Origin of the sequence: Sphingomonas sp. HMP9 (assembly GCF_013374115.1) — a bacterium.
Taxonomy (GTDB): Bacteria; Pseudomonadota; Alphaproteobacteria; order Sphingomonadales; family Sphingomonadaceae; genus Sphingomonas.
In genome coordinates, this window is sequence record NZ_AP022673.1 from 2,128,733 (window position 1) to 2,151,670 (window position 22,938).

Annotated in this window: 20 protein-coding genes and 1 tRNA gene; 11 read left to right on the plus strand and 10 right to left on the minus strand. The window is 65.6% G+C overall.

Going from position 1 to position 22,938, the window contains the following annotated elements:
- Nucleotide 1 precedes the first annotated feature (1 nt).
- The 4 genes from HMP09_RS09415 to HMP09_RS09430 all read left to right on the plus strand — a co-directional run bounded on the left by HMP09_RS09415 (nt 2) and on the right by HMP09_RS09430 (nt 4,191).
- Nucleotides 2-1,402: an FAD-binding oxidoreductase gene (locus HMP09_RS09415; RefSeq protein ID WP_176500145.1), complete on the plus strand. Its 1,401-nt coding sequence runs from the start codon at nt 2-4 to the stop codon at nt 1,400-1,402.
- Complete coding sequence (locus tag HMP09_RS09420; protein ID WP_232090160.1) at nt 1,399-2,691, plus strand: MFS transporter; 1,293 nt, start codon at nt 1,399-1,401, stop codon at nt 2,689-2,691. Before HMP09_RS09415 ends, HMP09_RS09420 begins: the two co-directional genes overlap by 4 nt.
- A gap of 67 nt (nt 2,692-2,758) precedes the next feature.
- Nucleotides 2,759-3,508, plus strand: coding sequence for a helix-turn-helix transcriptional regulator (locus HMP09_RS09425; protein ID WP_232090161.1), 750 nt, complete (start codon nt 2,759-2,761; stop codon nt 3,506-3,508).
- Entirely contained in the window at nt 3,505-4,191 is a 687-nt protein-coding gene (locus HMP09_RS09430) for a FadR/GntR family transcriptional regulator (protein WP_176500146.1), read from the plus strand. Before HMP09_RS09425 ends, HMP09_RS09430 begins: the two co-directional genes overlap by 4 nt.
- A 39-nt stretch (nt 4,192-4,230) precedes the next feature.
- Here HMP09_RS09430 and egtD read toward each other — a convergent pair whose 3' ends face one another.
- The 4 genes from egtD to HMP09_RS09450 form a co-directional block, all read right to left on the minus strand.
- Nucleotides 4,231-5,208, minus strand: a complete 978-nt coding sequence (egtD, locus tag HMP09_RS09435) for an L-histidine N(alpha)-methyltransferase (protein WP_176500147.1) — start codon at nt 5,206-5,208, stop codon at nt 4,231-4,233.
- Nucleotides 5,208-6,476 carry an ergothioneine biosynthesis protein EgtB gene (egtB, locus tag HMP09_RS09440; protein ID WP_176500148.1) on the minus strand — a complete coding sequence of 423 codons (1,269 nt, stop codon included), beginning with the start codon at nt 6,474-6,476 and terminating at the stop codon, nt 5,208-5,210. Before egtB ends, egtD begins: the two co-directional genes overlap by 1 nt.
- Nucleotides 6,477-6,524: 48 nt before the next feature.
- Nucleotides 6,525-7,109, minus strand: a complete 585-nt coding sequence (locus tag HMP09_RS09445) for a cob(I)yrinic acid a,c-diamide adenosyltransferase (RefSeq protein WP_176500149.1) — start codon at nt 7,107-7,109, stop codon at nt 6,525-6,527.
- A gap of 99 nt (nt 7,110-7,208) precedes the next feature.
- Nucleotides 7,209-7,439, minus strand: coding sequence for a twin transmembrane helix small protein (locus tag HMP09_RS09450; RefSeq protein ID WP_056052241.1), 231 nt, complete (start codon nt 7,437-7,439; stop codon nt 7,209-7,211).
- Between the two features lie 83 nt (nt 7,440-7,522).
- Between HMP09_RS09450 and HMP09_RS09455 the strand changes: the two genes are divergently transcribed.
- A complete protein-coding gene (locus tag HMP09_RS09455; RefSeq protein WP_176500150.1) occupies nt 7,523-7,873 on the plus strand; it encodes a DUF3147 family protein in 351 nt (116 codons plus the stop codon).
- Between the two features lie 199 nt (nt 7,874-8,072).
- On the opposite strand, the gene gluQRS is transcribed toward HMP09_RS09455, so the two are convergent.
- Nucleotides 8,073-8,915 carry a tRNA glutamyl-Q(34) synthetase GluQRS gene (gene gluQRS, locus HMP09_RS09460; RefSeq protein ID WP_232090162.1) on the minus strand — a complete coding sequence of 281 codons (843 nt, stop codon included), beginning with the start codon at nt 8,913-8,915 and terminating at the stop codon, nt 8,073-8,075.
- Nucleotides 8,916-9,007: 92 nt separating this feature from the next.
- Here gluQRS and HMP09_RS09465 point away from each other — a divergent pair, with 92 nt between their 5' ends.
- The 3 genes from HMP09_RS09465 to ppc all read left to right on the plus strand — a co-directional run bounded on the left by HMP09_RS09465 (nt 9,008) and on the right by ppc (nt 12,743).
- Nucleotides 9,008-9,574 carry an HNH endonuclease gene (locus HMP09_RS09465; RefSeq protein ID WP_055882270.1) on the plus strand — a complete coding sequence of 189 codons (567 nt, stop codon included), beginning with the start codon at nt 9,008-9,010 and terminating at the stop codon, nt 9,572-9,574.
- A gap of 25 nt (nt 9,575-9,599) precedes the next feature.
- Nucleotides 9,600-9,974, plus strand: a complete 375-nt coding sequence (locus HMP09_RS09470; RefSeq protein WP_176500152.1) for an EF-hand domain-containing protein — start codon at nt 9,600-9,602, stop codon at nt 9,972-9,974.
- A gap of 93 nt (nt 9,975-10,067) precedes the next feature.
- Nucleotides 10,068-12,743 (plus strand): phosphoenolpyruvate carboxylase, encoded by a 2,676-nt coding sequence (gene ppc, locus HMP09_RS09475; RefSeq protein WP_176500153.1) that lies wholly within the window; start codon nt 10,068-10,070, stop codon nt 12,741-12,743.
- 115 nt (nt 12,744-12,858) lie between these two features.
- Here ppc and HMP09_RS09480 read toward each other — a convergent pair whose 3' ends face one another.
- Together HMP09_RS09480 and HMP09_RS09485 are read right to left on the minus strand one after the other, a co-directional pair.
- On the minus strand, nt 12,859-13,251 hold the full coding sequence (locus HMP09_RS09480; protein ID WP_176500154.1) for an acyl-CoA thioesterase: 393 nt from the start codon (nt 13,249-13,251) through the stop codon (nt 12,859-12,861).
- Nucleotides 13,248-15,302 (minus strand): S9 family peptidase, encoded by a 2,055-nt coding sequence (locus tag HMP09_RS09485; RefSeq protein WP_176500155.1) that lies wholly within the window; start codon nt 15,300-15,302, stop codon nt 13,248-13,250. The genes HMP09_RS09480 and HMP09_RS09485 overlap by 4 nt, the downstream gene beginning before the upstream one ends.
- 502 nt (nt 15,303-15,804) lie before the next feature.
- On the opposite strand from HMP09_RS09485, the gene HMP09_RS09490 reads away from it, so the two are divergent.
- Nucleotides 15,805-17,601 (plus strand): aminopeptidase P family protein, encoded by a 1,797-nt coding sequence (locus HMP09_RS09490; RefSeq protein WP_176500156.1) that lies wholly within the window; start codon nt 15,805-15,807, stop codon nt 17,599-17,601.
- Here the strand turns inward: HMP09_RS09490 and HMP09_RS09495 are convergent.
- Entirely contained in the window at nt 17,594-17,731 is a 138-nt protein-coding gene (locus HMP09_RS09495; RefSeq protein WP_176500157.1) for a hypothetical protein, read from the minus strand. The genes HMP09_RS09490 and HMP09_RS09495 overlap by 8 nt on opposite strands.
- An 89-nt stretch (nt 17,732-17,820) precedes the next feature.
- Between HMP09_RS09495 and HMP09_RS09500 the strand changes: the two genes are divergently transcribed.
- Nucleotides 17,821-17,895: transfer RNA gene (locus HMP09_RS09500), tRNA-Thr, on the plus strand.
- A 408-nt stretch (nt 17,896-18,303) separates the two neighbouring features.
- On the opposite strand, the gene HMP09_RS09505 is transcribed toward HMP09_RS09500, so the two are convergent.
- Complete coding sequence (locus HMP09_RS09505; protein WP_176500158.1) at nt 18,304-19,839, minus strand: hypothetical protein; 1,536 nt, start codon at nt 19,837-19,839, stop codon at nt 18,304-18,306.
- 176 nt (nt 19,840-20,015) lie between these two features.
- Between HMP09_RS09505 and HMP09_RS09510 the strand changes: the two genes are divergently transcribed.
- The gene (locus tag HMP09_RS09510; protein WP_176500159.1) at nt 20,016-21,368 is read left to right on the plus strand and encodes an IS1380 family transposase; all 1,353 of its coding nucleotides are present in this window, start codon (nt 20,016-20,018) and stop codon (nt 21,366-21,368) included.
- Nucleotides 21,369-21,525: 157 nt separating this feature from the next.
- On the opposite strand, the gene HMP09_RS09515 is transcribed toward HMP09_RS09510, so the two are convergent.
- The gene (locus HMP09_RS09515) at nt 21,526-22,893 is read right to left on the minus strand and encodes a hypothetical protein (RefSeq protein ID WP_176500160.1); all 1,368 of its coding nucleotides are present in this window, start codon (nt 22,891-22,893) and stop codon (nt 21,526-21,528) included.
- Nucleotides 22,894-22,938: the final 45 nt, after the last annotated feature.

The following is a 22,938-nucleotide window of genomic DNA, read 5'->3' on the forward strand; positions in this document are numbered from 1 at the left end:
CATGCTTCTCGATACGTCCTTCGTCCGAGCCGCGCTCGACCCCGCTTTCCTGGACCGGTTGCGAGACCGGTTCGGGACCAGCCTTCACCTGACCGACGCGATGCTGCGCCAACACGGCTCGAACGAAGCGCATTTCGACGTCGTGCTTCCCGATGCGGTCGTGTTTGCCCGCTCCACCGAGGACGTGGTCGACCTGGTCACCTTGTGCGTCGCCGCCAACGTGCCGATCGTGCCGTTCGGCGCCGGCACCTCGATCGAGGGAAACGCGGTGCCGGTGCGCGGCGGGGTCAGCGTCAATCTGGGCGAGATGAACCAGATCGTCGCGGTCAATGCCGACGACTTCGATTGCACCGTCCAGGCCGGGTGCCGCCGCGAGCAATTGAACGAGCACCTGCGCGATACCGGGCTGTTCTTTCCGATCGATCCGGGCGCCAACGCGACGATCGGCGGCATGGCCTCGACGCGCGCCAGCGGTACCAACGCGGTCCGCTACGGCACGATGCGCGAGGCGGTGCTGAGCCTCAAGGTCGTCACCCCCGACGGCAAGGTCATCACGACGTCCCGGCGCGCGCGCAAGTCCGCCGCAGGCTATGACCTGACGCGGCTCTATGTCGGCAGCGAAGGCACGCTCGGCATCATCACCGAGGTCACGCTGCGCCTTCATCCGATCCCCGAGACGATTTCGTCGGCGGTCTGCGGTTTCGAGAGCCTGGAAGGCGCGATCACCACCGTCGTCCAGGCGATCCAGGTCGGCGTGCCGCTCGCGCGGGTCGAGATCCTGGACGACATGCAGATCAAGGCGGTCAACGCCTGGTCGAAGCTCGGCCTGCCCGAGGTGACGACGTTGTTTTTCGAATTCCACGGATCGCCGGGCGGGGTTGCCGAACAGGTCGAGATGGTCAGCGCGCTCGCTGCCGAGAATGGCGGCGGCAATTTCGCCTGGTCCAACCTGCCCGAGGAACGCGCCAAGCTATGGAAGGCGCGACACGAGGCCTATTACGCGGCCGTCGCGCTGCGCCCCGGTGCGGTCGGCTGGACCACCGACGTGTGCGTGCCGATCAGCCGCCTGCCCGAATGCATCACCGCGACCAAGCACGACCTTGCCGGCGCGAGCATGCCCGCGACCATCCTCGGCCATGTCGGCGACGGCAATTTCCACGTGATCTTCGCAATGGACCCAAGCTCGAAGGAGGAACTGCGCGAAGTGAAGGCGATCAACGATCGCCTCGTCGCGCGCGCGCTGGCGATGGACGGCACCTGCACCGGTGAACACGGCATCGGTCTCGGCAAGCAGGACTGGCTGGTCAAGGAGCTCGGCGACGCGGTCGACGTGATGCGCGTGCTGAAACGTGCGCTCGATCCGAAGAACCTGTTCAACCCCGGCAAGATCTTCAGCCTGTGAGTCCCGCGACGCCCCCCTTCGGCCGCGCGCTCGCGCCGCTGTTTGCGCTGGCCTTGGCGATGATGCTCGGCTTCGCGCTGATGGGCTCGTTCGGCACTGTGCAGGAAGGCGCGAAGGCCGAACTGCACCTCAGCGACTATAGCCTCAGCCTGATCCAGGGGCTGAGTGCCGCGTTGCCGCTCGCGCTGTTCTCGATCCCGATCGGCATATTGGTCGATCGTCACAACCGCGTCCGCATCATGCTTGCCCTCGTCGCGACGTTGGTCGTGGGAACACTGATGACCGCGTTTGCGAACAGCGTCTGGTTGTTGTTCGTCGCGCGGATGCTGACGGGCATCGGCGCGACCGGTGCGCTGACCGCGGCGCTGTCATTGTGCGCCGATCTCTGCGCGCCGACCCAGCGCGGTCGTGCGCTGCTCATCATCAATCTCGGCAAGTCGCTTGGCCAGGCGATGGCGTTCGGACTGACCGGCATCCTGTTCGGCATGGTCGCGCATGGCCGCGCACCCGACTGGTTCTGGCACGCGGCACCGTGGCGCAGCGCGCACCTCATGCTCGGCATCCTTGCCGCTATCCTGATGATACCGCTGTTCCTGTTGCGCGAACCCGCCCGCCAGGAAGTTGCCGCGAGTACGCATGCCCCGTTCCGCGTCGTCGCCGGCGAACTCTGGGCGCGCCGGACGTTCCTGCTCCCCTTGTTCATCGGTCAGGTCGGCGTCGTCATGGCCGATGCCGCCGCGGCGATCTGGGCCGCCCCCGTGCTGTCGCGCAGCTTCCACTTGCAACCCGACCAGGTCGCCTACTGGATGGGACCGCTGATCTTCTTTGCGGGACTGTTGGGCGCGATCTTCGGCGGGTTGTCGGCGGATTGGGGCCAGAAGAGCGGGCGACAAGGTGGCCTGCTGATCGGCGCGGTCTGCGCCGCCGCGGTCGGCATCCCCGCCGCGCTGTTCCCGATCGCTGGATCGGTGCCGGTATTTGCGGCGGCGCTCGGCGTCTTGTTATTGTGCGGTGCCGCGACGGGCGTGGTGACGTCGGTCGCGCTGACCGTGCTGATCCCCAACGAGCTTCGCGGGCTGTGCATCGGTGCCTTCATCGCGATCGCAGGGCTGATCGGCTTCGGCGTCGCACCGACATTGGTGGCCGCCGCGAGCAGCCTCTATGGCGGCGAAAGCCATCTCGACCAGGGCCTGGCCACGATCGGCGTGCTTACCAGCCTCCTTTCGGCGACCGCGTTTTTCATCGCGATGCGTCGCGCGCCCGTGTCGGCGACTGCCGAACCTATCTGAAAGCCCTTGCACGAGCTATCGGATAGGTTATGGCTGACCGCCTACCTGGAAAACGGGAGCGAGAGGCATGACGAAAGCACGAATCGACGTATCGCCGGAAATGATCGCCTTTATCGGCGACGGAAGTGTCCCGCCCGACGCTTGGCCTGAAGCCGCTATCGGTTTCAGCTACGTCCTCTCCCCTGCAATCTGTGCGTTCCACCTAGACGCCCAAGCCAGCGACGACCTCGCCGCGGCCGATATCGTGTTCGTCGTGACGCGTGAGGCCTGCATCCGCACTTTCGGCATGCTGCCGGATGCCGATGGGACCTGGCACATGCCGAGCGAGATGCGGAGCATCGCGCTGGCGGTCCGTGATTGTCGACTGACCGGTCTGGCCGCGGCCACGTTGCGCGTCGCGAAAAGCATCGAACTCCTCTGCGTCACGTTCGAACAGCTTGGCGACGGCAGCCTGATCCCGGCCGACGGCTCCGGTGCGCTGACCGCCTCCGAGGCGCGCCGCATCGCTGCGGCACGCGACCTGATAGACAAGCGCTGGAACGAGAAGCTGACGCTGGAGACGATCTCACGCGCGTGCGGCATCAACCGCGCGCAACTGACGCGCGGGTTCCGGTCGATGTTCGCGATGAGCGTCGCCGATGCGATCTCCGATCGTAGGTTGGGCGGCGCGCGGCAGCTCTTGCTGGCCACCGACCTGCCGGTCTCGGCGATCGGCTACAAATGCGGCTATCTCAACAATGCGAGCTTCACGCGCGCATTCTCGCGCCGCTTCGGCCAGGCCCCGACCCAGCTGCGCAATTCACGGCTCGCAGCATGAGCGATTCGCTGGTCGACCAGGCCGTCCGCCGCGTCCGCGCGCACATCCGCGACCACGATCTCAAGGTCGGCGACACCCTGCCCGGCGAAGGCCATTTCGCCACCGAACTCAGCGTGAGCCGCGCGGTCATGCGCGAGGCCTTTGGCGCGCTCGCCGCGCTACGCCTGATCGACGTCGGCAACGGCCGCAAGGCCAGGGTCGGCGCCATGGACGGTTCGGTGATGGCCGCATCGATCGACCACGCGGTCGCGACTGCCCAGGTGACGACCACCGAAGTCTGGGACGTCCGCCGCACGCTGGAACTGCGCACCGCCGCACTCGCCGCGGATCATCGCAGCGACGCCGATGCCAGGACGATCACCGATCACGCGCGGCAAATGGCATTCCACGCGAACGATCTCGATCGGCTCATCGGCCATGACATCGCGTTCCATCAGGCGATTGCACGCGCTGGCGGCAACGCGCTGTTCCACCAGATCGTCCGGTCGTTCGAACAGTTGATGCGGGTCGCCGTCCCGACCGCCTGGGATACGCGAGAGACCGAGATGCAACGCAGTACGGTGTTCCGCGTGCATGAAGACATTGCCGAAGCCATTGCGGACCGTGCCCCGAAGGCCGCCACCGAACTCATGGAGACGCATTTCGACAACTCGATCAGCGACCTGTTCTCGCGAACGGCGTAATGGAGCCGATCGCCGTTCGCCTGCGCGTGCGGCAGACGATCAGGGTGCAGGCCTCTCCACCTGAGCCTCGGCGAGATACACGCCGAACAGTCCCTCGGGATCGGTCCATGCCGCCACTGGCGTCCACCCGCCCGATCGCAACAGGATCCGCGCATCTCGTGCGCCATATTTATGCGAGTTCTCGGTATGGATCGTCTCACCCACGACCATTTCGAACGACCGCCCGTCGACGGTAAACGCAACGTCCTGCACTGCCTCCAGATGCATCTCGATCCGCGCGCGATCGTCGTTCCACACCGCCTTGTGGCGAAACGCATCGATCGGGATATCGCCGCCCAGTTCGCGGTTGATCCGCTCGAGCAGATTGAGGTTGAACGCCGCCGTCACGCCCTGTGCGTCGTCATACGCCGGCACCAGCACGTCTTCGCCCTTGATCCGGTCCATCCCGATTAACAGCATCGCACCCACACCGAGCGACGTGCGCATCGCACGCAGCAGGTCGACCGCCATCAACGGGATCATGTTGCCGATCGTCGACCCCGGAAAGAAGCCGAGCTTCGGAGTATCCGCGATCGTCTTCGGCAGGCTCAGCGGCCGCATGAAGTCCGCCTCGAACGGCAGCACGAGCAGATCGGGAAACTGATCGCCCAGCACCTTCGACGATTCACGCAGGAAATCGCCCGAGATATCGATCGGCACATAAACCGACGGCGCGACGGCCTCGAGCAGGATCGGCGTCTTGGTCGACGACCCCGACCCGAACTCGACGACCGCACGACCTTCGCCGGCAATCGTCGCCACCTCGGGACAGGCCGTCTCCAGGATCGCGCGCTCGGTCCGCGTCGGATAATATTCGGGGAGGTCCGTGATCTTCTCGAACAGTTCCGACCCGCGCCGATCGTAGAACCACCGCGCCGGGATCGCCCGCGGCCGCCGGGCAAGCCCATCCAACACGTCCGCACGGAACTGCGGATCGGCGAGCGTCTGCTGGCCGTCCTCGATCTCAGGCTTCAACATCAGATATCTTTCGCGAGGCGCACGCCGGTGAACTGCCACCGTTGATGCGGATAAAAGAAATTCCGGTAGCTCGCGCGCGCATGGCCGCGCGGCGTGGCACAGCTGCCGCCACGCAGGATGAACTGCGAACTCATGAACTTGCCATTATATTCGCCGACCGCGCCGGCCGCGGTCACGAACGCGGGATAGGGACGATATGCGCTGCCCGTCCATTCCCAAACGTCGCCGAAGAACGCCGGGCCATTCGCCGCAGGTCGCGGTTCGACGGGTCCAGCGACATCCATCTGGTTGCCACTCGTCGCGTCGTGCGCGGCCGCGGCCGCCTCCCATTCGAACTCGGTCGGCAACCGTGCGCCCGCCCAGCTCGCATAGGCATCCGCCTCGAAGAAGCTGACATGCGTCACCGGCGCGGCGGGATCGATCGCGCGCCGACCGTCGAGCCCGAACCGCGTCCAGCCTGCCTCGCCTTGCTCCCAATAGAGCGGCGCGGCGATGCCTTCCGCCTTCACCCAGGCCCAGCCGTCCGCCAGCCAATGGCGCGCCTCTGTGTATCCGCCATCGGCAATGAACGCCGCCCATTCGCCGTTCGTCACGGTCCGATCCGCGATCGCATGCGGCGCCAGCAGCGCCTTGTGCCGCGGCCCTTCGCAATCGAATGCGAAGCCGTCGCCGTCATGCCCGACTTCGACGATCCCGCCGTCGTGCTCGACCCAGCCGATCGGGCCCGGCATTTCGACCGGCACCTTGCGCGGCGCCGACCACATCGCTGGCTCGAGCGGGTTCTCCGAAAACATGTGGAGGATGTCGGTCACCAGCAATTCCTGGTGCTGCTCCTCGTGATGACAGCCAAGCGCCACCAACGCCTGCGCGCCCGTCGACAATCCCGGCAGCGCGTCGAGCAGCGCGGCATCGACATGCGCCCGATACGCCCGGACCTCGTCGAGCGACGGCCGGGTCACCATTCCGCGCCGGTCGCGCGCATGACGCCGCCCTTCGGCTTCGTAATAGCTGTTGAACAGGAACGGGAACCGCTCGTCGTGCAGCGCATAGCCGGGGACGTGATCGCGCAACACGAACGTCTCGAAGAACCACGTCGTATGCGCCAGATGCCACTTGGTCGGCGACGCGTCGTCCATCGACTGCACCGTCGCATCCGCATCCGACAGGGGTGCCGCAAGAGCGAGCGTCAGCGCGCGAACCGCAGCGAAACGGGTACTCACATCCGACGGATGAGGAACGGTGAGATCTGGACGAACAGGCTGCGGCATCGGTCTTCCTTCAATGCGTCGCCCAGTACCGCAACGCGCGAACGCCGATCACGCCTGCGCGCGCGTAGCCCCCGGTTGCCATAGAACGTCGCCGGCCCCGTTTTGGTTCACCGCGCGCGATGCCACGAACAGGAAATCGGATAACCGATTAACATACGCTAATGCCGCGGGATTCAGCGGCATATCATGCGTTGCCGCAACGGCGGACCGCTCCGCGCGTCGCGAAATCGCCCGCGCCAGATGCAGTGCTGCGGCTTGTGGCGACCCACCCGGCAGGATGAAGCTGCGCAGCGGCGCGAGGTGGACGTTCATCGCGTCGATTTCGCGCTCAAGCCGCTCGACCTGCGCCGGTACGATCCGCAACACCATCTCCGACGGTGCGAACCCGTCATCGCCCGCAGGCGTCGCAAGGTCGGCACCGAGGTCGAACAGGTCGTTCTGGATCCGCTCCAGCGCCGCGGCCAGCGGATCGCCGCCAAGCGCCACGACCGCCACGCCGATCGCGGAGTTCGCCTCGTCGACATCACCGATCGCCTGCATCAGCGCACTGGCCTTCGACACGCGCGACCCGTCAACGAGCCCCGTCGTTCCGTCGTCACCCGTCCGCGTATAGATCTTGTTGAGTTTGACCATTTTTATGCACTAATACCCAAAACCGTCATATGACGAACGTCAGGATGACGGGCGCGTATGAACTGCAGAAGCGACAAAGATTGAGGGGCAGCCTCTGTTCTAGTTCCGCCCAGCCGCGAACAGGATCACCACGACGATCAGGATCGCCAGCGCCTGGAAGAAGATCCGCTGCTGCATCATCCGATTCGATTTCAGTGACGCCGCGCTCGGGCCGTTCCCGTCGCGCACCTGCGCCGTACCCTCCTGCAGGAACGACACGACGCCCCGCACCAAAGCCACGACGGTCGCGATCATCGCCGCGATCAGGAGGATGACGAGGAATGTGTTCATGACCCGAATGTAAGCGCGCGAAGGCGGGGTAGCAATGGCATGGATAGTGTTGCGGACGTCCGCATGATGCGCGCAAATGCTGCATGTTATACTTGACGCTGAAAGCCCTGATCTCGGGCATACTGATCGCCGCCGCCTCGGAGATCGCCAGCCGCTATCCCGGTTTCGGGGCGCTTGTCGCCTCGCTGCCGCTCGTGTCCGTGCTCGGCATGATCTGGCTCTGGCGTGACAAGCCCGATCCCCGAACGATGGCCGCGCACGCCGGCGCGACCTTCTGGTACGTGCTGCCGTCGCTGCCGATGTTCCTGCTGATCCCCGCGATGCTCCGCCACGGCGCACCATTCTGGGTATCGCTGGTGGCCGGCTGCCTACTGACGATCGTGCTGTACGCAGCGATGACCTGGGCCGCACCGAGGCTGGGGATCGAGCTCTAGCAGCGACACGCTCGTTAAAGGCCCTTACCCAAGACGATACCTCCACCCCGGCGAAGGCCGGGGCCCAGTTGGAAAGGCCCCAGTAACGGAACGCAGTGCTCAGTTGGCACCGTCCCCCAACTGGGCCCCGGCCTCCGCCGGGGTAGTTGCACCAATAAGCCACCGCACCTTCCCCCCCGCACCCCCGCCGCGGGCTTGGTCATCCCCCGCCAGCGCGCACCCGCGCCGCCAGCGCCGCCCCGTCCTCCCCCGCCGCGCGCATCTCCGCCAACGACCGCGCACCATCGCGCTTAGCGAGCCGCCGCCCCGCCGAATCCATCACCAGCGGATGATGGTGATACGCCGGCACCGGCAATCCCAGCAGCGCCTGCAACACCCGGTGGACATGCGTCGCCGCAAACAGGTCCACCCCGCGCACCACGTCCGTCACGCCCTGCGCGGCATCGTCGAGCGTTACCGCAAGATGGTAGCTCGCCGGTGCATCCTTGCGTGCCAGCACGACGTCGCCCTGCGCCAGCGGATCGGCGACGACCGTCCCGGCGGTAGAATCATGCCACGTCAGCGCCCCGACCTCTGCCCCCACCTGTGCCAGCGCCTTCGCCATATCCAGCCGCCAGCAGCACGGCCCGGTGCGCGCCGCAATCTCCGCGTCGGACAGCTCGCGGCAGATCCCCGGATAGGCCGGCCCGACCGCCCCCTGCGGTGCGGACGCACTCGCCGCGATCTCCGCCCGCGTACAGAAACACGGATAGACCAGCGCGCGCGCCTTCAGCCCTTCCAGCGCCGCATCATAGGTCGCCAGCCGGTCGGACTGGACCATCAGCGAGTCCCACCGCAGCCCGAGCCACGTCAGATCCTCGAAAATCCCGTCGACGAATTCGGGCCGACTCCGCGTCCCGTCGATATCCTCGATCCGCAACACGAACCGCCTGCCGCGCGCGCGCGCGAAGTCGTGCGCACGGACGGCCGACACCGCATGCCCCAGATGCAGCCGCCCCGTCGGGCTCGGCGCGAACCGCGTTACGACCGGTCCGTCGCTCACCACGCTTGACCGACCGCTGTTCGTCGTGCTGTCATGGCGGTGTCATCGCTATCGTCCATAGGGCGCTCTGCGAAGCCTGAGTGGGAGGAGCCGTGTTTCACCCCGATCTGATGCGTCATCCGGATGGTTGTCCGGCGCTCGTGCTGAATGCCGATTATACGCCGCTTTCCTATTATCCGCTCAGCGTCTGGCCGTGGCAAACCGCGGTCAAGGCTGTCTTTCTCGATCGTGTCGACATCGTCGCCACCTATGAACGCGAAGTGCGCAGCGCCAATTTCGCGTTGAAATTGCCGTCGGTGATCGCGCTCAAGCAGTTCGTCCGACCGTCGCAATTTCCCGCCTTCACCCGCTTCAACTTGTTCCTGCGCGACAAGTTCACCTGCCAATATTGCGGCAAGCTGCGCGATCTTACCTTCGACCATGTCATCCCCCGCGCGCAAGGCGGTCGTACCACGTGGGAGAACGTCGTCACCGCCTGCTCGCCCTGCAACCTGAAAAAGGGCGGGCGCACGCCGAAACAGGCGGCGATGCCGCTCCATATCGAGGCGATACGCCCGACCAACTGGCATCTCCAGGAACACGGCCGCAGCTTCCCACCCAACTACCTGCACGACACATGGCACGACTGGTTGTATTGGGACGTCGAGCTCGAGGCCTGACGGCGTCGACACGACGGGAGATTTTATGCAGGTCAAACTGGTAGCGGCGCTCGCCGCAACGGGAATTCTGGTGTCCGCGTGTGGCAACAAGGACGAGCAGCGTGCGCAGGCCGACGCCAACGCGGTCGGCTTCGTGCCCCCCTCGGTAACCTCGCGGCTCGACTTCGGTGCGAGCATGGAGCGTCGTTTCCGTACGCTCGATCGCAACGCCGACGACCGCATCACCAAGGACGAGCTCCCGGCACCGAATGCGCGCATCAAGGCGTTCGACCGCAACAACGACGGCGTCATTACCGCAATCGAATGGAGCGAAGGCACACTCGCCTGGTTCGACAAAATGGACCTCAACCACGACGGCACGGTCACCTCCGAAGAGCGCGCGGAGTCGCGCAACCGGTGAGCCACGTAATTATGTGTCGACGACGGCGGGGCCAACGCGACAAATCTACCGTATGAGGTTGACCTGATCCCTGCCGCAGCGCAGCAGGGAATCATGGCCAGCCTCCCCGCAATTGCGAACAATTCCGACATCCGCTTCCTCGGCAAACTGCTCGGCGATGTCATCCGCGCCTATGGCGGCGAGCGACTGTTCGAGGCCACCGAGACGATCCGCAAGGCATCGGTCGAGCGCCACCGCGACGTGTCCGAGGGCAAGGTCGCCGACGACAGCGCGGTCGATCTCAGCCTCGAAAAGCTCAGCCTCGACGAGACGCTGGATTTCGTCCGGGGCTTCATGTTGTTCTCGATGCTCGCCAATCTCGCCGAGGACCGCCAGGGCATCGCCGCGGAGGACGGCGCCGACCTCGCCTCCGCGATCGCCCAACTCGAATCCGAAGGCATCGACCGCACGCAGATTCGCGCGCTGCTCGACCACGCGCTGATCGCCCCCGTGCTCACCGCGCACCCCACCGAAGTGCGCCGCAAGAGCATGATCGATCACCGCAACCGCATCGCCGAACTGATGGCCCTGCGCGATCTCGGCCGCGACACCACGCCCGATGGCGACAGCGTCGACGACGCGATCCTCCGCCAGATCGCGTTGCTCTGGCAGACGCGCGTGCTGCGTCGCGACCGGCTCTACGTCACCGACGAGGTCGACACCGCGCTCAGCTATCTGCGCGACGTCTTCCTCCCCGCGCTCCCCGCGCTCTACCAGCGCTGGGACCGCGCGCTCGGCGAACGCATCCCCAGCTTCCTGCGCCCTGGCAGCTGGATCGGCGGCGACCGCGACGGCAACCCGTACGTCACCGCCGACTCGCTCCGCACCGCGCTGTCGAAGGCGAGCGAAGCGGTGCTCGGCTATTATTGCGAAGCGGTCCATGCGCTCGGCGCCGAGCTGTCGATCTCGACCGAGCACGCGCCGGCGGATGCCGCGGTGCAGGCGCTCGCCGACGCCAGCGGCGACGACGCCGCCAGCCGCGCCGACGAACCCTACCGCCGCGCGCTCTCGGGCATCTACGCGCGCCTTGCCGGGATGCACGACGCGCTGACCGGCAAGCCATCACCGCGCCCCGGCCGTCTCACCGGCGAACCCTATGCCAGCCCAACCGACTTCCGCGCCGATCTCGTCACGCTCGCGCACGGCCTCGGCACCGCGCTAAAGACCGGGGGCGCGCTCGGCCGGCTGATCCGCGCGGTGGAGACGTTCGGCTTCCACCTCGCTACATTGGACCTCCGCCAGAACAGCGCGGTCCACGAACGCGTCGTTGCCGAACTGCTGAAGGTCGCCGGCGTCGAAGACGACTATCTGTCGCTCGACGAAGACGCCCGCGTCGCGCTCCTCCGCCGCGAACTCGCCAACGCCCGCCCGCTGACCTCGCGGTTCGCCGAATACACCGACGAGACCGCAGGCGAACTCGCCATCGTCCAGGCCGCCGCCGACGCGCACGCCGCCTACGGCCCCGCCTGCATCGCCAACTACATCGTCTCGATGGCGCAGTCGGTCAGCGACCTCCTTGAAGTGAACCTGCTGCTCAAGGAAGTCGGCCTCTACCGCCCCGGCGAAACCCCCACCGCGGCGATCATGGCGGTCCCGCTGTTCGAGACGATCGGCGATCTCGAAGCCGCCCCCGACGTCATGACCGCCTGGTTCGCACTCCCCGAAATCGCGACGATCTCAAAGGCGCGCGGCCACCAGGAAGTGATGATCGGCTATTCCGACAGCAACAAGGACGGGGGATATCTCACCTCCACCTGGCAGCTCTCGAAGGCTTCGACCGCGCTCAAACCCGTCTTCGCCGCGGCAGGCGTCGGCATGCAGCTGTTCCACGGTCGCGGCGGCGCAGTCGGGCGCGGTGGCGGCTCGGCATTCCGCGCGATCCGCGCCCAGCCACCGGGCACCGTCCAGGGCCGCATCCGCATCACCGAACAGGGCGAAGTGATCGCCGCCAAATACGGCACGCGCGACGCCGCGATGACCAATCTCGAGGCGATCGCGTCGGCCACGCTGCTCGCGAGCCTGGAGCCGGAACGCCTCTCCAACGCCGACAATGCCAGCTTCTCGGCCGCGATGGATAAACTCAGCGACACCGCGTTCCACAGTTACCGCGACCTCGTCTACGGCACGGAAGGCTTCCGCACCTTCTTCCGCCAGATGACGCCGATCGCGGAGATCGCCGGCCTCAAGATCGGCAGCCGCCCCGCCAGCCGCACCAAGTCCGACCGCATCGAAGACCTGCGCGCGATCCCCTGGGTGTTCAGCTGGGCGCAGGCGCGCGTCATGCTCCCCGGCTGGTACGGCGTCGGCCGCGCGATCGCCGATTTCGAGGACAAGGCGCTGTTGAAGGACATGGCGCAGGGCTGGCCGCTCTTCGCCTCCGCGCTCGCCAATCTCGAAATGGTGCTGGCAAAGTCCGACATCGCCATCGCCGAACGCTATGCGGGGCTCGTCGAGGACGATAAACTCCGCGAAATCTTCACGACGATCCGCGACGGCTGGCACCAGACCCACGACGGCCTGCTCACCGTCACCGGCCAGTCCCGCCTGCTCGAAAAGAACCCCGCGCTCGAATCCTCGATCCGCCTCCGCCTCCCCTATATCGAGCCGCTCAACCTGCTCCAGATCGAGTTGATCAAACGCCGCCGCGCCGGAGAAGACGACCCCCGCATCGGCGAAGGCATCCTCCTATCCATCAACGCCATCGCCACCGCGCTGCGAAATAGCGGCTAAGAAAAGCTCCCCTCCCGCCTGCGGGAGGGGTCGGGGGAGGGGCGCGCCCCAAAGACCGGACGCCAGTACGTACGTCGCCCCCTCCCCTAACCCCTCCCGCAAGCGGGAGGGGAACTTAGGTATAAAACGGCGCAGCGATATCCTCGCGCACCCGTAGCAACCGCCCGGTCGCCCGGTCCAGCAAAGCCCAGGTCGTCACTGCCTCGAGCTTTACCCGCCCGTCACCGCCGACAAACCGCACATGCCGATCGAATCGAGCCCCCTTGGGCAGCGTCTCGACCCACGTCTCGCCAGTCACCGTCTCCCCCGACACCATGCTCGCGCGGTAATCGATCTCATGCCGCGTCACGACCCACATATAGGCCAGCTTGTGCTCGGCCGGTGCCACAGCCTCCCAATGCGCGGTGGCGATCCGCTGGATCCACTGCACCCACACCGCATTGTTGACGTGGCCCAGCTCGTCGATGTCGCCGTCCTCGGCAGTGATCGAGAGCGCGAACCGGCTCATCCCGCGACGCCCAACTGCCACAGCACGAACGCATGCTCCTCGGCACCTTCGCGCAACGATTCGAACCGCCCCGACTTGCCGCCATGCCCCGCGCCCATGTTGGTCTTGAGCAGCAGCACATTGTCGTCGGTCTTCATCAACCGCAACTTGGCCGCCCATTTGGCCGGCTCCCAATAGGTCACACGCGGATCGTTCAGCCCGCCGCTGATGAACATCGGCGGATAGGCTTGCGCCGTGACGTTATCATACGGCGAATAGGACCGGATCAGCTCGAACGCCGCCTTGTTCTCGATCGGATTGCCCCATTCGGGCCACTCACCCGGCGTCAGCGGCAGCGTCTCGTCGAGCATCGTGTTGAGCACATCGACGAACGGCACGTCCGCGATCACTGCGCCCCAGAGTTCGGGATCGGAATTGATCACCGCGCCCATCAGCTCGCCGCCCGCAGACCGCCCCGCAATCGCGATCTTCCCCGCCGACGTCCACTTGCCGTCGACCAGCGCCTTGGCGACATCAACGAAATCGTTGAACGTATTCGCGCGCTTCTCGAGCTTCCCGTCGAGATACCATTGCTGCCCGAGGTCATCACCACCCCGGATATGCGCGATCGCATAGGCGAACCCACGATCGAGCAGGCTCATGCGGCCCGTCGAGAAACCCGGCGGGATCGCATAGCCGTATGCGCCGTACGCATAGAGGAACAAAGGCGCCGACCCGTCGCGCACGAACCCGGCCGGATAGACGATCGACACCGGTATCTCGGTCCCGTCCCGCGCGACGATCTTCAGCCGCTCGGTCGCGTATTTCGCCGGATCGTAGCCGCTAGGAATCTCCTGCACCTTGAGCATCGTCCGCTCGCCCGTATCGACGTCGTAATCATACACCGTCCCCGGCGTTACCATCGACTCATAGCCGAGCCGCAGCACGGTCATGTCATATTCGGGATTGTCCCCCAGCCCCGCGACATAGCTCGCCTCGGGAAAGTCGATCCGCTTGCCTTCGGTCGGCGTCTCGTACCGGTGGATCGCGATCTGATCCAACCCGTCCTCGCGCCCGTCGACCACGAAGAAGTCCTGATAGCATTCCACCCCCGTCATGTAGAAATGTGGGGAGGCCGGGATCAGTTCGCTCCACGCGTCCGGCGCCTCGACCAGCGCGGTGCACAGCCGGAAATTCGGATCGACGTCGTTGGTGTGGATGAACAGCGTCCCGTCATGCTCGTCGACATCATATTCACGCCCGACCTTCCGCGCCGACACAAGAATAGGCACCGCCAATGGCTCGTGCGCAGGCAGCAGATAGAGTTCGCTCGTCACATGGTCGCTGGTCGCGATCACGATCCATTTGCGCGAACTCGTCTCGCCGACCCCGACGCGAAAGCCCTCGTCCTCCTCGTGGAACAGCACGACGTCCTCGGAGATCGGCGTCCCCAACCGGTGGAACCGCGCATTGTCCGTCCGCCACTGCTCGTTCGCCAGGCCGTAGAGAAACCCCGCATCGTCCGCTGTCCAGACGATCTCGCTCAGCATCCCCGGAATGACATCGGGCAGATGCTCGCCGGTGGTCAGGTCCTTGACCCGGACCTCGAACCGCTCGCTCCCATTGTCGTCGATCGCATAGGCCAGATACCGCCCGTCATTGCTGACCGAGAACGCACCGAGCCGGAAATATTCATGCCCCTCCGCCAGTGCCGGCTCGTCGAGCAGCAACTCGTCGTCACCCCCCGCAACGGGCTTGCGCCACCACTTCTTATATTGCCCACCGGTCTCGTACGCGGTCCAGTACAGCCAATCGCCGTCCTTCTGCGGCACCGAGGATTCATCCTCCTTGATGCGCGCCTTCATCTCTTCGTAGATCGTGTCGACCAGCGCGGCCTGCGGCGCCATCTGCTCCTCGAAATAGACGTTCTCGGCGGCGAGATACGCCAGCACGTCTTCGTCATCGACCTCGGGATAGTTCGGATCCTTCAGCCACGCATAGGGATCCTCTATCGTCACGCCATGCGTGGTGAAGCTATGCGGGCGCTGGTCGGCAATGGGGGGAGTGGTCATGCCAGCGTGTTAGCCGCGCCAAGGGTGGAAGCCAACGCTCGTCCCATTGGACGGAAGCCCCTGCCCCAATGTTTCCCCGCGAAGGCGGGGACCCAGTCTGGGCTCCCGCCTTCGCGGGAGAACAAGGGGAGGGAAGGTACGATAGCAGCTGAAAAGCGCCACCCCGGCCTAATCTACCACCCCGGCCTACTTCACCACCCCGGCGAAGGCCGGGGCCCAATTGGAGAGGTCGCTGTAAGGGATCGCGTACCTCCGTTAGCAGCGTCCCCCAATTGGGCCCCGGCCTCCGCCGGGGTGGTGACACTGCAAGCGCACTCCGCCCCCCAAGCCCGCTGTCCTACACACCCCGTTTCTGTCACACCCCCCGGCATGGCCCAAGACCGCCCGATCCGCCCCCGCACCCCCGCCGTCCACCCGGCTGCTGAGGCCCCATCGAGCGCGAACCAAACCCGCGCGAGCGTCTGCACTTTCTATACTTCACTTTCGACGAGAGCCTGAACCGATGACCCCAGCCGACCGCCTCACCGCCCTCCGCGCCCAGCTAACCACCGATAAACTCGACGGTTTCGTGATCCCGCTGACCGACGAGCACATGAGCGAATATGTCGGCGGCTACGCGCAGCGGCTCGGCTGGCTGACCGGCTTCGGCGGGTCGGCCGGGACCGCGGTGGTGCTCGCCGACCGCGCGGCGATCTTCACCGACGGCCGCTACACGATCCAGGTCCGCGAGCAGGTCGACGGCGCGCTATGGGACTATGCCGACGTCCCCCAGACCAGTCCCGCCGCCTGGCTAGGCCAGCACGCGCCCGAAGGCGGCCGGATCGGCTACGACGCGTGGCTGCACACCGGAAGCTGGGTCGCCGAAGCAACTACCGCGCTCGCCGATCGCGGCGCCACGCTGGTCCCAGTCACCGCCAACCCGGTCGACGCGATCTGGACCGACCGACCGCTCCCCTCGCCCGCCAAGCTGACCGTCCAGCCCGACCAGTTCACCGGCGCCCCGTCCGCCGAGAAGCGTGCGGCAATCGCCGACTGGCTCGCCGAGAACAAAGCCGACGCGGTCGTCCTCACCGCGCTCGATTCGATCGCCTGGGCCCTCAACGTCCGCGGCGGCGACGTCGACCACACCCCCGTCGCGCTCTCCTATGCGATCGTGAGCGCGGACGGCACCACCGACCTGTTCGTCGCCCCCGACAAGCTTGACGACGCGGTCCGCCAGCATCTCGGCAACGCCGTCCGCCTTCACGACCGCACCGCGTTCGCCGCCGCGCTCGGCGCCTATGACGGCAAGCGCGTCGCCGCCGACCCCGAGCGCGCCGTCGCCGCGATCACGCAGGCGCTGAAGGCAGGCGGCGCGAAGATCCTGCCGCTGCGCGATCCCGTCGTCCTTGCCAAGGCGATCAAGAACCCGGTCGAGATCGGCGGTCACCGCGCCGCCTCCGCGCGCGACGGCGCAGCCCTCTCCCGCTTCCTGCGCTGGGTCGAAACCGAATGCGTGAAGGGCGGCCAGACCGAACTCTCCGCCGCCGCCAAGCTGCTCGCCTTCCGTCAGGAGACCGGCGTGCTCAAGGACACCTCGTTCGACACGATCTCCGCGACCGGCCCCCACGGCGCGATCCCGCACTACCACGTCACCGAAGAGTCGAGCGCTCGAATCGAACCCGGTCAGCTCTACCTCATCGACTCCGGCGGCCAGTACGCAGACGGTACCACCGACGTGACCCGCGTCATGCCGATCGGCGACCCGACCGAGGAAATGCGCGACCGCTTCACCCGAGTCCTGAAGGGGCATATCGGCATCGCCACCGCAGTCTTCCCCGACGGCACGATGGGCGGCCAGATCGACGCGTTCGCCCGCCGCCCACTGTGGGAAGCCGGGCTCGATTTCGGCCACGGCACCGGCCACGGCATCGGCGCGTATCTCGCGGTCCACGAAGGCCCGCAGCGGATCGCCGCGCCAAACTATCCCGGCGGTGCGGCGATGGAGCCGCTGCGCGCCGGCATGATGCTGTCGAACGAGCCCGGCTATTACAAGGCCGGCGAATACGGCATCCGCATCGAGAACCTTATCCTGATCGAGCCGCGTGACATTCCCGGCGCCGACCGCGCGATGCTCGGCTTCGAGACGCTCACCTTCTGCCCAATCGAGCGCACCTTGATCGAACCCGCACTGCTGACGCCCCAGGAGCGAGCCTGGGTCGACGACTACCACGCCAAGGTGCTGGCGGTGCTCACCCAGGAAATGGCCGATGAGGCGGATCGCGCTTGGCTTGCCGCCAAATGCGCCCCGCTTACTTGAGCGGCTCGTCCTCGGCTGCAGGCGCGGCGCTAACAGCCCGCGCCTGCGCCTTCCGGCGACGCAGGTTTTCGCGCAGCGCGGCGGCCATACGCTCCGCCTTCTCGGCCGCCTTTCTATCCCGATCATCCATAAATCCGCCCTACATCGCCGCACGACAGCTTGACAACCGCGCCGCCCTCGTCTCTTAGCCCCACTCCGCCGGCAGCGATGCCAGCGAGTGCTGCCGTAGCTCAGTGGTAGAGCGCATCCTTGGTAAGGCTGAGGTCGTGAGTTCAATCCTCACCGGCAGCACCAGTTTTCAATGACTTAGCGTCGGCGGGCCGAGTGCCCGCCGACTCTGGCAAGCACCCAGCAAGCCACTATCCATGCCCGCGTCGGCTTTCCCAGCTATCGCGATCGGGATGAAGCGCGGCTGGAACGGGACAAGCTGCCCAGAAGCGACCGTCCAACACCACAGATCGCCAGCGCTTTAGGTAGGTGCGATAGACGGCAGACATCGGCTTTCTACGTTCGGAAGCCGGCGACGCCCAGATCGACCTTGGTGCACCAAGGACCGGGCGGTTCCGGGTTGGCCGTCGGATGAGCGTGGCGTCATGGAAACGATCGAGATCGATGAAGGATCAGACTTTCAGCCTGCCCCGATGGCGGACTCGAATGTACCGTCAACTGAATGATAGACGGTTCGGATCCGTCGGGCCGAACCTATGAAAGCGTCGCATCCAGTATGAAGACGTGGACTTCGCGCTCTTCGCTAGACAGCGAAAGAGCCTGTCGCCTGAGCCTTGCTTCCACGCTGGCGCAAGCACCGGTGTCGTGTTCCACGCGTCCTCCGACTTCCGCTTTGAACCAGGAGTCGCACACGTACCATCCGACGAGGTAGAGACCCGCCATATCTCCGGTTGTCGCCAGGTAGCGGTCGGTGAGTTGGTCCCGCATCGCCCTGAAGAGGTCGGGGTTCCAACATCCTTTGACTTCGATGGTCATCGCCGCGACGAGGCTCCGGCCGTGCGCGAAGGTAGAGGGTGCGAACGCCCGGATCTGTATGTCGGTCCGTTGGCCCTGAGTAGCCGCGACCCGTGGCCTGATTTCCACTTCTCGATCGGCGGCAATCGACCGTCCCGCGAGATCTTGCCTCAGGTGATCGGCGATGAAATCGGAGAGGAAGTTCTCATTCTTCGGGGTTGAGAGCTCAGGCCCCTCGTTCCAGAGCGCCCGCACCAGTGGTGTCTGCCCCTTCAGTCGGCGCTGTGCGCGGGCCAGCGACTCCAGCACCACCTTGCTCAGATCCCTGCTGTTTCGCACCAGTCTCGCCTCAGCATCCTCGGCAAGCTTCAGGAGCGTTTGGGGCGGCACAGCGGTCGCGCGCCCACGCCCGGGGTCGATCAGGCGTAACTGTTGAAGACGCGCATCCATGGAAGCGTCGAGGATTGATCCCTCGTCCGAATCCTGTTGGTCGTCGTCGCTGTCAACGGGACCACTGCTCTCTTTCGCTTCTTCCGTGAACCACCGTGGCGGCCTCCATCTGTCGAAGTCTTCCGGCATCTGCGTCGCGCAGGCCAACACTTCGCGAGCGCCCTGAAGATTGAGCCCCGCCGTCCGCAGGGTGGACAACGGACGGCGCCGATTGCGTTTCTTAGCAAGTTCTGAGGCAAGCGTTGCGAAGATGACCTTCGGTAGGCCCGGTGCGACCGCGACCGCCTGACCCACCAGCCACTCGAGATCATGGTCGCAAACGAGGAACGCCGCCTCTAGCAGCCTCTTGGAGATGGTCTCGTCCGGGGCGATGCTCGCGATTTGAGCAATGAGGGCACGGCGTAGATCGTCCGTGGCTTCGGTAGGCATGCCGCGGTTGTGCAACGTGTCGGACCAGAATACCCAACGATGGTGGTCCGGAATGGCCACGAGCATCGCGGTCAGCGCTTCCCGCACGTCCGGGATTTCAAGGTGGCAAAAGGCACGTTTGGCTATTCCGGATGTAATGAGGACGATGGTGTCGAGTTCACCCTCTTGCCAACTCACTCCGGTCGCCACCTCGGCTACCGCCCGTAGCGCGCCGGGCAATTCCGCGATCGTCATCCCTGCAAGCAGCTTCAGGCAGAAGATCTGGAAAGCGCTCAAATAGGGAGGCCGAACGTGCGGAAGCAGTGCGATCGTGTCGCCGGCGGTCGCGAGCTTCGGGTGGACGATGCTCAGGACGCGCGCGAGGAGTACCAGGTCGCGGTCGTCGTCGAACCCCACGCGCGCGGCGCTGAGGATGGCCTTCCGCTCGGATTCCACAGCGGTGAATGCTAGCCCGGATTATTCATCGGGATCCCAAATCGGTGGTGGCGATCGTGGCCTAAGTCTCTGATGTGGAGTAGAGACAGGGTGCTTACGCCGTCCCTCTGCTCCAGACAGAAAGTGCCACGACCGCCATGGCTGACGATAGCGGGTTTTCCTTCACCTTCCCAGCCATTCGTGGTCGGAAAATTACTGCCGCGTTCGACGGCGGTCGGCTGACGTCGGACGGCGGCGTACTGCTGCTCGCACAGGCCGAGCGGCGGTTGGGGATCGCAGATCGGCTCGCCGCCTGCATCGCTGATCCGCGCGATCAGGGTCGGGTGATCCACCGGGTCGCCGACATCTTGCGCGCCCGCATGCTGGCGATCTCGTGTGGGTATGAAGACGCCGACGATCTCGACACCCTGCGGCATGATCCAGGATTCAAGCTGGCGCTCGGCAAACTGCCGGGTGATCCGTTCGGGCTGGCCAGCCAGCCGACGATGAGCCGGTGGGAGAACGCGCCGACTACGCGCGAGTTGATCCGTCTGACCGGTACGCTGGTCGACCTCTATTGCGCGAGCTACCCCGTGCCACCTGCGGCGGTGACGCTCGACATCGACGATACCGTCGACGTCGTACACGGCGCGCAGCAGCTCTCTTTCTGGAACGGGCACTACGGCGAGCGCTGCTTCCTGCCGATCCATGTCTACGACACCGCTACCGGGCGGCCGGTTGCGATGCTGCTGCGCACCGGCAAGACGCCGTCGGGCAAGGAAGTCGCCGGCCATGTTCGCCGGCTCGTGCGACGTATCCGTCGCCACTGGCCCGATACCCGGATCACGCTGCGCGGCGATGGTCATTACGGTCGGCCAGAGCCGATGGCCTGGTGCGAGGCGAACGGCATCGACTACATCTTCGGGCTGCCCGGCAACCGCACGCTCCACGCCGATCCCGTCATCGTTCGGGAAGGCGATGCCTGCGCGACCGACCGGGCATTGCAGGGACTGGTCGAACTACGGCGTTACGCAGAGACGCGCTACGCTGCGAAAACCTGGGGGAATACCGAACGTCGCGTCGTTGCTCGCATCGAGGCGAGCAGCCTCGGCCTCGACATCCGCCTCGTTGTCACCTCGCTTGCCGAGGGCAGCGCCGAACGGATCTATGACACGCTCTACTGCGCTCGCGGCCAGGCCGAGAACCTAATCAAGCTGCATAAGGCGCAGCTGAAAAGCGACCGGACCTCCTGCCGCTCGGCCAACGCCAATCAGATGCGGCTCATCCTCCACACCGCCGCCTACTGGCTGATGTGGGCCGTGCGGCACGCTATGCCCGCAACCGCCCCGCTTCGCACCGCCGAGTTCGCGACCATCCGCCTGCGGCTGCTCAAGGTCGCCGCGCGCGTCGTCGAAACAACCAGCCGCATCCGCATCGCCTTCGCAAGCGCCTGTCCCGATGCCGCGCTGTTCCGATCCATCGCGCTCAACTTGCGCACCACGGGCCCATGATCGATGCGGCAGTGGCCGCCAGACGAACCCCGCCCAGCAACTCCGCCCCAACCTGTGAACCCGCGATGAGACAGGCGCTTGGGACCCATGCGCCTTGCCCGCGGCTACACGACGCCTGCGCTGACCCATCGGCTGAGAAACGCTGCCGGTGAATAGATCAGGCTAGAGCTTCGAGGCTCGCCGCCCGCACGTCGAACGGCTCCCGGGGATCTCTTCCAACACGCAGCAGGGTCGCGGGTGGCATTCCTTCGCCCACGAATTGCGCCAGCGATGCTGCGAAGACGCGCTGCTCCGTCGAAAGGCCCGCGTCGCTCACGATCCCGGCAAGTTCAGAGGAAAGGTCGGTCGAGATCAGGACGAGGTCACCGCTCGCATCGAGCTCCTCATGGTTCAGAAGGCCTTTTGCGTTCGCCGCCAGCAGCCCTCGCGCGAGCTTCGCCCGCTCTTCGTTGGTCTGCCGGGCTATCCCGGAGCGCAGCACGATCTGGGGATCGTACTCGACCAGCCAGTCGAACAAGTCCTTATTTGTCGCTGCGAGCCAGGATGCGACCTCGGAGCGATCGAGTGCGATCGGGTTCAGGGATGGCTCCGCCACTTCGATCAGCGGTGCAATCTGTTTGAGATGCATCTTCCGTTGGTTCAAGAAGCGGGCCGCCAGGAAATCCATGAGGCTCGGATGCGCGAACGCGAAGCGATCGCCACCTTCGGAACGGAATAGGCTGGTGCCGACGACCTCGTGCACGCCAGTCCGCCGGACCTCCACCCGTCCGCGTTCCGTCGGCTCGTCCCCGCCGACAGCTGCTTCGATCGACAATGCGGAATCCGTTGCTGCATCTGCGTCAAGATCGATGATGGGTCGTCCGCTAAAGAGCATCATAGCGGCGATGCGGCTTGCGACGGCAACCCGCCCCTCGACGTCGAGGGTTCCAAGATATAGATCGACGTCGCTGTTCGCGCGCTGCCGCCGTGTCTTTTGGCTTTCGCGCAGAAGCTGTCGAACACCGAGGTCGTACAGCACCTCGCGCCGCACAGGTGGTCTTGGACCGGCCCTCCAGAGGGAGAGCAGCATTCGCAACGTAGCAGGCTGCGCCGCAAGCGGTCCGGCGCGCACCGCCCGCACATACTGCACGAACTCGGTAGGGGGTACGCCGTCTGTTCGGGCAGCCCTTCTTACATCGGCCTCGGACAATGGCGCGATGCTCAACTCTTGAGCGTCCGGCCCGAACGCCGCGACAAGTGTTTCTAGAAGGGTCTCACACGGTATGCCACTTCTGACCGCCACCCGGACCGAGACGTGGAGATCCGCCGGCCCGGACAAACTGCAAAGGAACCTGCCGAGTTCGTCCATCAGCGTTGGTTGGGTTAGCAGTGCTGTATCGAGCCCCTCGATGAAGATCGTATTGCCGACCTGTTCCGCTGCTCGCTGCAAATCGACAAGCGGAAACGAGGGAAATGCTGCAAAGTCGATCTCGCTGAAGGGCCGTCGCTCTACGCTAAGTCGTTCCCTTTCCTGGAGCATCGCCACGCTCTTCCCGGCGCCCGATGGTCCGCGCAAGAGAAGCACCCCCGG